The 14,413-nt window shown below is 33.9% G+C and carries 8 protein-coding genes; 7 read left to right on the top strand and 1 reads right to left on the bottom strand.

All coding sequences use genetic code 11. The annotated features are described in order from the left end of the window. Window positions 1–694: 694 nt before the first annotated feature. On the bottom strand, window positions 695–2,044 hold the full coding sequence (mtaB, locus tag LZ480_RS04085) for a tRNA (N(6)-L-threonylcarbamoyladenosine(37)-C(2))-methylthiotransferase MtaB (RefSeq protein ID WP_241368104.1): 1,350 nt from the start codon (window positions 2,042–2,044) through the stop codon (window positions 695–697). Between the two features lie 1,019 nt (window positions 2,045–3,063). Here mtaB and LZ480_RS04080 point away from each other — a divergent pair. From LZ480_RS04080 to LZ480_RS04050, 7 genes are read left to right on the top strand one after another with little or no spacing between them, the layout of a single operon-like run. Continuing rightward, window positions 3,064–4,278, top strand: coding sequence for a right-handed parallel beta-helix repeat-containing protein (locus LZ480_RS04080; RefSeq protein ID WP_241368103.1), 1,215 nt, complete (start codon window positions 3,064–3,066; stop codon window positions 4,276–4,278). 21 nt (window positions 4,279–4,299) lie between these two features. Then, window positions 4,300–6,483, top strand: coding sequence for an NAD-dependent epimerase/dehydratase family protein (locus LZ480_RS04075; RefSeq protein WP_241368102.1), 2,184 nt, complete (start codon window positions 4,300–4,302; stop codon window positions 6,481–6,483). Then, on the top strand, window positions 6,480–7,391 hold the full coding sequence (locus tag LZ480_RS04070; protein ID WP_241368101.1) for a hypothetical protein: 912 nt from the start codon (window positions 6,480–6,482) through the stop codon (window positions 7,389–7,391). Before LZ480_RS04075 ends, LZ480_RS04070 begins: the two co-directional genes overlap by 4 nt. Beyond that, a complete protein-coding gene (locus LZ480_RS04065) occupies window positions 7,372–9,183 on the top strand; it encodes a DUF2194 domain-containing protein (RefSeq protein WP_241368100.1) in 1,812 nt (603 codons plus the stop codon). The genes LZ480_RS04070 and LZ480_RS04065 overlap by 20 nt, the downstream gene beginning before the upstream one ends. A 9-nt stretch (window positions 9,184–9,192) precedes the next feature. Continuing rightward, complete coding sequence (gene pelF, locus LZ480_RS04060) at window positions 9,193–10,605, top strand: GT4 family glycosyltransferase PelF (RefSeq protein WP_241368099.1); 1,413 nt, start codon at window positions 9,193–9,195, stop codon at window positions 10,603–10,605. 3 nt (window positions 10,606–10,608) lie between these two features. After that, complete coding sequence (pelG, locus tag LZ480_RS04055; protein ID WP_241368098.1) at window positions 10,609–13,704, top strand: exopolysaccharide Pel transporter PelG; 3,096 nt, start codon at window positions 10,609–10,611, stop codon at window positions 13,702–13,704. After that, entirely contained in the window at window positions 13,704–14,411 is a 708-nt protein-coding gene (locus LZ480_RS04050) for a polyphosphate polymerase domain-containing protein (RefSeq protein WP_241368097.1), read from the top strand. The genes pelG and LZ480_RS04050 overlap by 1 nt, the downstream gene beginning before the upstream one ends. Window positions 14,412–14,413 lie beyond the last annotated feature (2 nt).

The raw sequence follows: 14,413 nt of genomic DNA, 5'->3' as shown, positions 1-14,413 counted from the left end.
TCGCCCCCTACACACCATTAAAGATTATTACCCTGATTTTATAAAAATAATCAAAAGAGAAAAAATTCAACAATAATTAGATTTATACACCACGCAATACGTGCCTCTACCGTAAGGAGTTGATAATGAGGAACCTCTTATTTTATTCTCTCGTAAAAGTAGTTTGGAAGTACAATTTGCTATTTCACTACTGTTACTATTATCAGAAACCGAATCCCCAAATTTACGTACCTATGGGGATGTTCCATCGTCAACTAAGATAACCGAGTGAGTGATTGAATAATAGATTAATACATATTAATATGCTAAAATAATGACTACGCACCATAAGTGCAAGCAACTAAATAGAAAAGGAGCATTTCCTATGCCTTATTGGTTACACAACACATTATTTGTTTTATTATTAATCGTAACATTTGGTTGCGTATCTAGCGGAATTGAGTGGAAGAAAAAACCACAGCCAACTAAAAACTAACTTATACTAAGAATTTATACAAGTAATACTTATCACAAATCATCTTTTCCAATTATTTCGTTCGGAAAAGATGATTTTTTTTAGAGGAATGTAATTATCTTAGGACATCTTTCTTTTTAGAGAAAAAATAGGCATCTCCTATAGGTTGTACCTAAAAGAGATGCCGCTAATTTTATGATTGGATTAATTGTATAAATTACAATTTTAATGAGCCTTAAATTAATGATTCTGTTCTTCTAATACACGCACAAACTGTCCTTCATTGTATGGATAGCCTGCTTTTGTAATTTTTACTTTTGTTAATTGACCGACCATGTTTTCATTACCCTCGAAGACAACTTTTAAGTAGTTGGTTGTGTAACCTACATATAAATTTTCATTGTCACCATCTTTAAAGCGTTCTTCTGGGATTACTTCTACTACTTCATTTTCAAAGCGAGAAGCATATTCTTTAGCTAATTGGTCATTTAAAGCAATTAAACGGTGAACACGTTCGTTCTTCACTTCTTCATCAATTTGGTCATCCATGCGAGCTGCTGGAGTACCTGTACGTTGCGAATACGGGAATACGTGTAACTCAGAGAATTTGTGATCACGGATAAAGTTATATGTTTCCATGAATTCTTCTTCTGTTTCACCTGGGAAGCCTACGATTACATCAGAAGTGACAGCTAAATCGGGTAAAGCAACTTTAAGTTTTTCTAAACGTTCCGCGAAAAACTCCATCGTGTATTTACGACGCATACGCTTTAATACAGTATCCGAACCCGATTGAATCGGAATGTGTAAGTGATTTACAACGATTTCTGAGTTTTGTAACACTTCGATTACTTCATCCGTTAGTTGAGATGCTTCAATAGAAGAAATACGTAAACGTTTTAATCCTTTCACTTGCGTTTCCATATCACGCAGTAATTGTGCTAGGTTATAATCTTTGAAATCTTGTCCGTAGCCACCTGTATGGATACCTGTTAAGACGATTTCTAAATAACCTGCATCAACTAATTGCTGCGCTTGGCGAATTACTTCTTCAGGATCACGAGAACGCATTAAACCACGCGCCCAAGGAATAATACAGAACGTACAGAAGTTGTTACAGCCTTCTTGTATTTTTAAAGAAGCACGTGTGCGGTCAGTAAACGCTGGTACGTCTAACTCTTCGTATACACGATTTTTCATAATGTTGCGAACTGCATTAATCGGCTTACGTTCTTCGCGGTATTGGTCAATATAACCAAGCATTTTTTCACGGTCCTGTGTACCAACAACGATATCTACGCCTGGAATTGCCATAATTTCAGCTGGTGATGTTTGTGCATAACAGCCTGTTACACAAATAACCGAATCTGGATTTTGACGAATTGCACGACGAATCACTTGGCGAGATTTTTTATCCCCCGTATTTGTTACTGTACATGTATTAATAACATAGACATCCGATTGGTGATCAAAATCAACTCGTTCATACCCTTGCTCTTTGAACAATTGCCAAATTGCTTCTGTTTCATAGTGGTTTACTTTACACCCTAATGTATGTAGAGATACGGTTTTTACTTGCTCGTAACTCATAATTTATATCATCCTTTCAAGGTTACACTTCATTTATATATCCATTACATTTCATAGTAATTGTGCCCAAGATTGCATTTAACTTCAATCAATTCCGCCATGTCATAATTTTGTCCAGATTTTTTTCAAGCTAGTTCGAAAAACCCCTCTAATAAATCTGTGACATCCGCCGGAGGCTTTAGCTTGACGTTCAAAATTAATCCTATCTACTAGCATTTAGACACATACTGAATAAATATCAACGTTTTTAATCATAGCATAAATCGCCAGTTAAAGCCTATTTTTTTAACTTATCTTCCATTAGCGACTTCTAATTAATATCAATAATTTCAGCTTTTATTTCTGGAAGATTAGCGATTAACCCTTAGCCGAAGTCGTAAACATCTTCTTTCTTACTATGATTTTTGAATTTGAATAAAGAGACACGAAATTCAATATGGTTCACATTTTCCATTAGTTCCCCAAATCCGATTGAAGATCAATAAATATATTTCTAATTTTTTCCGCCGAACTAGGTAAAAAGGATTGTCTAAACGTTATTTTTTATATATCATTATCCATAAGACTTATGTTTTAACCGAAAATAAAAGGTTAACTGTTCAGGTACATTACAAAAGACCTGATTTGATCAACTAACTCTTCATTGGATTCGAATTAACTTACATAATTCTATTAAATTTACAAATGAGTCTATTTCATAATTTCTCATATATAAAATACAAACAAAGGCATGATTCTCTGTTTGGTATAAATCTCTTAATTTTAAGGTAGGTTCCTTTTCGAATAGTTCCTCAATGCTAAATATACTTAGATGTCGTATAATGTTCAAATGGAGTAACCCGCCAGTCTCTAATGATGTTTTAGTCCATTATCATTATACAAGACTTGGGTAGGGACTTCTTTTTTATGTTTGTTAAACGTTTATTGCCAAGGACTTGTAAAACAATAACTATTTCATTAAACATCTTTAGGAGGAGATTATTATTCGTAGTTTTGTAATTAACGTAGCTTTCATCCTTATGCTTTTTTTAATCCCTAGTTCTGCTTTTGCAACTAAATCAATTTTTGTTGCAACAAATGGTAGCGATATAAAGGGAAATGGTTCAATTGATTCACCTTACCAAACAATTCAACATGCGATTAATGAGAGTAATCATGGAGATGAAATTTTAGTTCGTAATGGCGTTTATTATGAGTTGCTAACAATAGAAAACAAATTCACAGACTCAAAACAGTTTATTACAATTCGTCCCTATCAAAACGAAAAAGTAGTACTAGATGGAGCAAAGCGGGATCAAAACGAGTCAAAACAAGCCGCATTTTCTATTCGTAATAGTAACTACTTGAAAATTTCAGGATTTGAAATACGAAACATTACGACCGATGATGATGATTTTTATCCAGCAGGCATATTAATCCAGGGATTCGGTAATCACATCTACCTAACAGACAATATAATTCACGATATTGCCAACAACCATATAAAAGGAAATGCCCATGGAATATTAGTATACGGCAATAGTCCAAACCCTATTGAAAATATTGTAATTCAAAACAACCGACTGCACGACTTAACCCTAGGGAGCAGTGAAAGTCTAACACTTAGTGGGAATGTCACAAATTTTTTAATCGACAAAAACACTTTATATAACAATAATAATATTGGGATTGATGTTGCTGGTTACTACAATGCTTGTAGTGAAAAAGGTTGTACAGATTTTGCCCGCTACGGAACAATCTCTAATAACAAGGTGACTCGACACTCTTCTAAAAATAATCCTGCTTATAAGGGGGATGACTCTGCGGCTGGAATCTATGTAGATGGTGGTGCTCATATAAAAGTTCTTAATAATTATGTCGAAAACAATAACTACGGAATTTCTATCGGTAGTGAAAATACATCAAGTGCTACAACGAACATTATTATTCAAAATAACACCATAAAACGCAATGATAAGGCTGGGCTCGTAATTGGCGGTTCTAAAAGCAGTAGCAATGGTGGAGCTTCGAATATTGAAGTAAAAAACAACAAGTTTTTTGCGAATGATACAAAAAAACAAGGCTACTATGAAATCACTTTACAACAAAACATTAAAAATTTGTCATTAACAGGAAACACGTATCGCATGTGCCGTTATAGTCACCACATTAATGATACTAGTAATCCAAAAATTTCATTTACACAAAATAAAGAATCATTTCTTTTTTCTTTTGCAAGCTGTAAATTGTATTAAAGCGATAGGAGGGATTTGCTAATGAAAGTGCTCATAACTGGAGGATATGGCTTTATTGGTTCGCATGTTGCCGAGCAATTTTATAAAGAAGGTTATGAAGTACATATTCTTGATAATCTTTCCACTGGAAAACAAGATAATGTATCGATAAAGCATAAAAAACATATCACTTCGATTACAGACCCTAAATGTAAAGAGATTTTCGCATCTTACCAATTCGATTTTGTTATTCATCTTGCTGCACAAGTTAGTGTTGCAAATTCAATTCAAAACCCGATATATGATGCTGAAGCAAATATACTTGGCTTAATTAATATGTTACAACTGGCCCAACAATACAATGTTAAAAAATTTGTTTTTGCATCATCCGCAGCTATTTATGGAAACAATACGAATTTACCTTTAAACGAAACGGAAATCCCTCAACCGATAGCACCTTATGGACTGAGCAAATGGGTTGGCGAACAATATTGTTCTAACTGGGAAACCCAACACAAGATTGACGTCATTAATTTCCGATTTTCGAATGTTTATGGCCCGAGACAAACAAGCGAAGGTGAAGGAGGTGTCGTTGCAACATTTATTGCAAAGGCACATCAAAACGAAACCCTTGAAATACATGGTGATGGTTCACAAACACGCGACTTTATTTATGTAAAAGATGTCGCATATGCCATTTTCCGCGCCACACAAAGTTTTATTACAGGCACATATAATTTATCAACAAATACTCAAACAAGTGTGTTTCAGCTAGTAGAAATATTGAAAGCTCAAGGTATGTCTCTTACAACAACTTATACAAATGCAAGAGAAGGAGATATTCTTCATTCTTCATTAAATAATACTAAAGTAAAAACTACTTTAGATTGGGTTCCAATGTACACAATTGATGAGGGATTAGCCAATACATATCTTTGGGCACAAGAACAACAGCAAAAACGAAAGAAAAAGGAAACTCGGCAGGCAAAAAAAAAATATAAGTTTCCTAATTGGTTAATTCAATCAAAATCGTACTTAGAAAATACATTAATATTCATTCTTATTAGCTTTTTGTTACTGCAATTAAATTTACCTTCTATGTCTATTTTTATTTTTGGAGTCTTTTATATTATGGCGATTGGTTCTATTTATGGGAATCAACAATCATTTACAAGTGTTGTTCTTTCATTTTTATTATTAGTTTACGATTATCTTCATCGTGGTCGTGAAGCCATATCCTTGCTCTATGACTCGACATTTTTATTCCAAATCGTTACGTTTCTATTCATCGGTCTCTTAGTTGGCTATTCTGTACAACGAAAAAACGACAAAATTTCCGAACAATATGAGCAGCTTCAAGAACTACAAGTACGCTATCAGTTTTTAGAAGACGTGCATACTGAAGTACGTGAAGTAAATGAGGAATTACAGTTTCGAGTGAAAAACAACGAAGACAGCTTCGGTAAAATTTATTCTTTAATTAAAGAATTGGATAATTTAGAACCCGAAAAAATCTTTACGAATACTGTAATGGTCGTTGAACGTGTCATGAATAGTAAAGATGTTTCCATTTATGTTTTAAATAAAAATCATACCTATTTACGCTTAACGGCACATTCGGAGTTCACTAGAAATGAGCAGCTTCAAACTTCTTTAAAAGTTGATGAAACACCTTATATCCAGCAAATTATTGCGACTGGTCAACCTTTTATTAATCGTGCATTAGAGCCAAACGTACCATTAATGGTAGCTCCAATTTTTTACGATCAAGAAATTAGAGCCATTATTTCAATTGGAAAATTACCTTTTGAGAACTTTTCACAGTACTATGAAAATCTTTTTATCGTAGTGAAACAATTAATCCAATCTTCATTATCGCGTGCATTTGAGTTTATTAAACTTTCAGAAGACAATCGCTATATTGAAAGTACGAATATATTGCAAATGAATACATTTAAAGAAATCCTGGCTGCAAAAAAAGAGGCAAAGGACCTTTACGGCATCCCCTATCATTTATTAACATTCACTGTAGAAGAGGCAAACTTAATAGATATATCCAAAACATTAGGGAACATGCTACGAGAAACAGACTACTTAGGGTACAATCATTCAAAATTACATGTATTACTTTCGAATACAAATGAAGTCGATTTACCCTTTATATTAAAACGCTTCTATAATGCTGGCTTTGAGCACGCAGTAGATGAGAAGGTGTATAATCTATGATTTATTTTGGAATCTATTTATTATTATCGATCATCGCTACATTCCTTATAAGTAAAGGAAATATAAAGGAATGGCTATTAAAATTGGCGATCGTCACTTTTTTGCCAATTATCGGTTGGTTCATCCCTACCGTTTGGCCAAATAAATGGTTAAAAAAAGATGAGCACTTTTTCGGTAATTATTTGGATGCCCAAGTTGAAGACCTCCAACTTGAGGATTTAAATTCGATCAGCAAAATTGAAAAGCAAAACGAATTAAATATTATTTCCATCGAAGAAGCACTCCTTGTAAATAATGTATCGGTTAGAAGAAAAGTATTAATCGATATATTAAAGGAAGATGCACTCCAATATATCGATGTCTTAAAAACAGCAGTAGTCAATGAAGATACGGAAACATCTCACTATGCGGTAACCGCAGTTATTGAAGTAAAACGAAAGTTAACCTTACTCATGCAAAAGTTAGAGGTAGAATACAGCCAAAACCGAAACAATTCAACTTTGGCTCACACATACGCAAACATTATAAAAGAATATTTAAATAGTGGATTTTTAGATGGGCAATCGACAAAAAAATACCAAGCACAGTTCATTCAAATAATGGAGCAAATCATTAACAATGAAGATGCGACAGAAAAAACGTTTATTGACAAAATACACATGGAACTCGCATTTCAAGATACCATTGCTGCAGAACAAACAGTGAAATTATTCAAGCAGCAATACCCTTTAAATGAACAAGCCTATATTTTAGCGATGAAAATTTATTTTGAAACTTTTGCTGTTGAAAATCTAAGGCACGAAATTGAGGCGTTAAAAGCTGCGCCAATTACGCTTTCTTATGAAGCTCTTAATTATGTACGATATTGGTCTGGGGTGTTTAACGCAAATGAACGGATTATTAAATAATAAAAAGATTTTTTACATTTTAATACTAATATTTCTATGTGGGGTTATTTTACAACTTTCGCGCTCAGATTTTATATTAAATTCTGTGAAGAATGAGCTGGATTTAACCGTTAGCTCTAAAGTATTACAACCTACTACAAAACACGTACAGGCAATTTCGAATGCAGAATACTGTATTTTGTATAACGAAGAATATGAAAAGCTTAAATCCAATATTGAAAAAACACTTCAATATTTAAAAAAACCATATAAAACATACGATGCAGAGCTGAGTAAAGTTGAATTCAATAAGTGTCCTAATATTTTACTTGCAACACCATATTTAGATGATGTTGGAACAATCGATGAAATTGAAAGCTTTGTCGAAACAGGTGGCAATTTATTTTCAATGACAACACTTGAGCCTGATGCCCTATTCGAAATTCTTAACCGCCAATTAGGGATCATTGATTACTCGGATTTTACAACAACAACAGGTATTGAAGTAACATCCAATGTACTAATTGGGGCAAAAGGAAGAGTATTTTTAGAAGGAAGCCTAAACGATAGTAGCTTAAACGTAACGATTGAAAGTACGATTGAACCTGCTATGAAAAATTTATCTGGTGTACCTCTTTTATGGAAAAAAGAATTTGGTGAGGGCAATTTTATTATACTTAACTTGAATATTGCGGCTGAAAAATATTCTCGTGGGGTAATTGCCGGGATGTTAAGCATGCCGGGAGATCCTTTTATCTATCCTATCTTTAACTCAAAAACCTTTTTTATCGATGATTTCCCCGCACCCATTGCTAAAGGAAGAAATGAAATTATTTACAAGGAATTTGAACTAGATTTACCTAACTTTTATCGAAATGTTTGGTGGCCCGATATGTTGGAAGCTTCCCAAAAATTTAATTTAGTGTATACAGGCGCATTAATCGAATCCTATGAAGACAAAGTCACCCCCCCCTTCAATAACTCGCAAGATATTGAGCTTACATATTTAGTAGGCTTTGGGCGCGAACTTATTAATAGTGGTGGTGAAATTGGCTATCATGGCTATAATCACCAGTCGTTAACGTTGGACTCAGCCGTTTCGAAAACATTCGGTTATAATCATTGGCAATCCATTGATCATATGAAGCAAGCACTTAGAGAGGTCGAGACGTATACCAAAAAGGCCTTTCCTTCATATACGGTTTCTTCATATGTTCCACCTTCCAATGTTTTATCTAAAGAAGCACGAAGTATTATAAAAGAAGCGCTCCCTAACTTGATTACAATCGCATCCCTTTATTCCGAAGACATAACGAATCGATCCTATGTTCAAGAGTTCGAAGTGAGCGAAGATGCCATCGTTGAAATGCCTAGAATTTCTTCAGGCTACTTCCCTACCGAAACAAATGAATGGGAAATTGTAAACGCCATTACGAGCTTAGGTGTATTATCTCATTTTATCCATCCGGATGATGTAATTAGTGAAGACCGCAGTAAAGGTGGTTGGACGAGTATGTTTGAAGAATTTGAACAATTTTTTGGTGATATTCATGAACGTTATCCTTGGTTACATGCTACAACAGCAACAAATGCTGCGTTAAAACAAGCGAGCACACTTAATTCATCCGTAACATTCGAACAAACTGAAGAGCAAATTATTGGGCATATTAAACCATTCTTTTCACAGCTCGACTTTATCCTTCGTACAGAGAAAACCATTAAAACAACGAAAAACATCTCTTACGAAAAAATAGACGATAATACGTATTTAATTAAAGCAACTTCAGAGAATTTTGAAATTATTTTTAAATGAGGTACAAATATGAGAATTTGTTTAATTGCTGAAGGTTCATATCCATATGTAGCAGGTGGCGTTTCCAGTTGGATTCATTCTCTAATGAACGCAATGCCCGATACCGAATTTATTATTTTTGCAATTGCTGCGGAAAAGAAACAACAAGGTAAATTCAAATATCAATTGCCACCAAACCTTATTCAAGTACATGAAGTATTTCTAGATGCTCATTTAAATGAGCAAGCAAAATGGGGAAAACGATTAGGATTAACCCCTGAACAAAAACAAGATTTATACGCTTTAGTAAGTGGTGAGGAGCAAGTAAATTGGCCAAACTTATTTCAATTTATTCGTAGTGACCAATATCGAAATGTTGCCGAATTTTTATCCAGTAAAGATTTCTATGACATCATTCAAGATTTGGCTCAGACAAAATATTCACAAGTTCCTTATACAGAATTATTTTGGACTGTAAGCTCGATGATCTTACCCTTATTTTTAATTATTCGTGGGGACATTCCAAAAGCTGATTTATATCATTCTGTTTCAACAGGCTATGCGGGTGTCGTAGGAGCGCTCGCAAAAGCTGTTTATAACAAGCCTTTAATCTTAACTGAGCATGGTATTTATTCCCGTGAACGCGAGGAAGAAATTATTAAGGCCAACTGGGTAAAGGGCTATTTCAAAGATTTATGGATTAATTATTTTTACACATTATCCAATTCCATATACAACCTTGCAGATGAGGTAATTACGTTATTTAAACGCAATCAAGAAATTCAAATTGAGCTTGGTTGTGACCCTCAAAAAATTAGTATTATTCCAAATGGGATTGAAGTGAGTGACTTTCAAAATATCCAACGCACATTACCAAATGATAAAATCCGAATTGGCGCCATTGTTCGTGTTGTACCAATTAAAGATATTAAAATGATGATTCAAATGTTTGCCTTAGTTGAGCAAAAGTTGCCAAACGTAGAACTTTATATTATGGGACCTACCGAGGAGGATTCAGATTATTACGAAGAATGTATGCAATTGGTTTCAATTTTAAATTTGAAAAACCTTCATTTTACAGGTATGGTACAAATAAAAGACTATTTAGCTAATCTTGATATCTTAATTTTATCAAGTATTAGTGAAGGTCAGCCTTTAGCTATTTTAGAAGGCTTTGCTTGTTCGAAACCGTTTGTTTGTACAAATGTTGGCGGATGTCGCGAGTTAATCGAAGGAACAAATGATATTTACGGACAAGCAGGCTATATTGTGCCGGTTATGCACTATGAAGAAATGGCGAACTATGTCATCACACTATGTAAAAATGAAACTTTACGTCAGAAATTTGGCTCAAATGCTTTCCAACGAGTTGCCAATTTGTATAAGCGTTCAGATTTTATTAATAGCTACAAAGAGATTTATGCTCGATTAGGAGGGGATTAGCAAATGGCAGGAATCGGATTTGAACTTCGAAAACTCTATAGAAAGCAAGGGTTAGTAAATAATCTACAAGCCTATGCATATTCGACAATGACGACGATTGGCCCGATGATTTTATGTTTAATCCTCGTGTTCATTCAACAATTATTAATGAAGCAAAATGGCGTTACCTATTTAGAAAATGAATTATTTATTGCCACACTTGCCTATTGTTTTGTATTTTCGATTATTCTTACATCTGGAATTACTTTACTCGTTACGCGCTATATCGCAGACCGTATTTATGAAAAAAAATACGAGGATATCATAAATGCGTATTACGGAAGTATATTAGTAGTTTTACCAATTGCAGCAATCATTGCAGCAATCTTTCTATTTTTTCTAGAAGAAAGTAGTTTCTATAAATTAGTGGCGTATCTTTTCTTTGTAGAACTTGTTGTCATATGGACACAAAATGTTTTTATGTCTGCATTAAAGGATTATAAACGCATTTTTAGAAGCTTTGCTATTGCTGCTTTATTATCTATCATTGTTAGTTTTTTATTATTTCAATACAGTGATTTCTCACCTGTAATTATCGCTTTACTTGGCATGGATATAGGTTTTGCAAGTATTGTTATATTTTCTGGCTATCATTTTGAGCAAGTATTTCCTAGCAATGCGAAAAAAAATTATTTTGCATTTTTCTCCATTGCTAAAAAGTATCCATCTATATTTATTAGCGGCGTCCTTGTTTATTCTGGTGTTTATATTCATAATTTAGTGTACTGGTTCTTCTCCGATAATTCACAAGTAATAGCAGGACACTATTTATTAATGCCGTTTTACGATGTCCCAGTCTTTTATGCTTATTTATCCGTATTGCCTTCTTTAATCTTTTTTGTCGTTATTATTGAAACCGATTTTTACGAGCGCTTTTTATTTTATTATAAAAATGTTACAGAAGGTGGAACATATGATAATATTCAAACTGCGAAGAAAAAAATGCAAAAAGTCCTTTTAAAAAGAATTGGTTTTTTAGCAGAAATCCAATTATTATTTACCACACTCGCAATTGCTCTTGGGATATTGTATTTATCTCGAATCGGTTTCACAATGGAGCAGCTTGATGTGTTTATCATGCTTTGCCTAGGTTACTTTTTCTTTATTTTAATGTTCGTAGCCTTCCATTTATTGATGTATTTTGATGATCGAAAAGGGATTTTATTATTATCAGGTGCATTCGTCGTATTATGTGCGACCCTCACCTATTTCTCAATGCAATTATCCATGCATGGGGTAGGCTTTTTTTTAGCGTCATTTATCGTGTTATGCGGTTCGTTATTGCGCCTGTACTATATTTTAACCAATATTGACTATTACACGTATTGTCCTCAAGCAAGTTTGACACTTGGTCTTACAAAAAAATTCAAACCATTTAAACAAAATAAGGTGAAATTTTTAGCGGTTTTATCATTTGTCGTATTATTAGTAGGATGTAGCGATTCAAATGAAAACATAGACTCTGAATCCAATCTAGAAGAAATTCAAAACCCTAGTGTCATTAATACAATAACGATTGATGATAAACGGATTTATGAACGAGATGAGGATTCTTCTATTAAAACATTTTATATGACCGTGCTACCTGATTCAGAAAAACCAAACTTAGATTGGTATGGCTTAAACCGAGTTATCGAACGATACAGTGAGGATAATTTACGAATTATATTACAAGAAGGGCTACCAAATGGTGCTGGCCCCAAAAACGGCATGTTTGGCTATGATGCAACTGATGCCAATGCAAAAATCAGTTTGCGAGGTAATACAGCTCGTAACCAACCACAAAAATCTTATAAAATTGATTTGCTTGATAGCGCTGGTACTTGGAATGACCAAACGACACTTAATTTAAATAAGCATTTCAAAGACTTAACAAAAGTGCGTAACAAATTAAGCTTCGACTTAATGGAAAATATCCCTAACATTTCAAGTTTGCGTACTCAATTTGTACACCTGTATGTGAAAGATACTACAGCCGGCTCCACTGTTTACGAAGACTATGGTTTATATACACATGTGGAGCAGCCTAATAAAAAGTTTTTACGCAACCATCTATTCGACCCAAATGGTTATTTATATAAAGTTACATTTTTCGAATTTGCACGCTATCCTGAGCAAATTAAATCTGAAACGGATCCAACCTATGATAAGCAAAAGTTCGAATCCATTTTAGAAATTAAAGGGCGCGAAGAACATGACAAACTAATCCAGTTATTGAATGACATTAATAATTATGAAATTCCAATAAACGATGTCATAGACCACCATTTCGATGAAGAAAATCTATTAACTTGGGTAGGAGTCAATATTTTAATGGACAATATGGATACAGATGCAAATAACTTCTATCTCTATTCACCATTAAATATTAACACTTGGCTAATTTTACCTTGGGATTACGATGATGGATGGAATCTTGGACGCAAAACATTAAACATTAAACCTCACCAATCGGGCATTAGTAACTATTGGGGAAATATATTGCTCAATCGCTATTTCCGTGACCAAAAAAATGTTGATAAGCTAACAAATAAAATTGAAGAACTATATGCTACTTATATTAACGAGCAAACTGTAGAACAACAATTAGCAAAATATACAGCTACTCAAAAATATCTTTCACGCATGCCCGATATTCAGTATTTAGGCGGTAAAATATCAAATTTAGACCAAGAATTAACTGAAATCGTTCAAACACCAAAGCAAGCACTTGACCGTTATTATGCTGATCTTGAAAAGCCAAAACCATTTTATATGCATCAAGAAGTTGTATTAGAAAATAACAAACACATCTTTAGTTGGGAGCCTTCATTCGACTTACAAGGAGAAACTCTTTACTACAATGTAGTGATAGCGAAAGACCCAGCATTAACCGACGTTGTGGCAAAAGCTGAAAAAATACGAGAAACAGAAATAAAAGTAACTGAATTGCCACCTGGAATTTACTATTTATCCGTTAGGGTTGAAGACAAATCAGGCCATACAAATTCTGCATTTGATATGTATACCGACGACGAGGGTAATAACTTCTTCGGGACAATCCAAGTGGAGGTAAAATAATGAATTTTATAGAGAAAAAATTTCGGCATGAGCTCAAATTTTATATTAATTATTTAGAAATGCCTCCGCTCGTTTCACGTATATCCACAATTATGAAGATGGATAAGCATTCTTTAAGTAAAGAAGGCTACAATATTCGAAGTCTTTATTTTGATGGCGTTCACGATCATGCGATTTACGATAAAAACGAAGGCATTTTCGGTCGAGAAAAATATCGAATTCGTATTTATAATGGTTCTGACAGCATTATTAACCTAGAACGCAAAAGTAAATACGGAGATTTTATTTCAAAGGAATCTGTACCAATCTCTCGAGATGAATATGATGCTATATTGAATGGTCAATATGAGCAAATTGGTAATCGAACTGAACCATTAATTCGAGATTTCTACCATGCATTACAATATCGAAATTTTAAACCACGCGTTATTGTCGATTATATTCGCGCTGCTTATACGTTCGAACCAGGCAATGTCCGCGTTACGTTTGATAAGGAACTAAAAGCCGGCGTCAACGGTATCGATTTATTTGATGACCGTAATATATATGAAAATATTTTGTATCCAGAGCAGCTTGTATTAGAAGTAAAGTTCGATAAATTTTTGCCCGATGTGATTCGACAACTCGTTCAACCAGAGCGTCTTGTGCGCTCCTCCATTTCAAAATACGTACTTTGCCGAGAACGTACTATACAATATTTTAAGTAAGG

This window comes from Solibacillus palustris (assembly GCF_022549215.1).
Classification (GTDB): Bacteria; Bacillota; Bacilli; order Bacillales_A; family Planococcaceae; genus Solibacillus; species Solibacillus daqui.
This window is presented reverse-complemented; position numbering and strand designations above follow the sequence as displayed.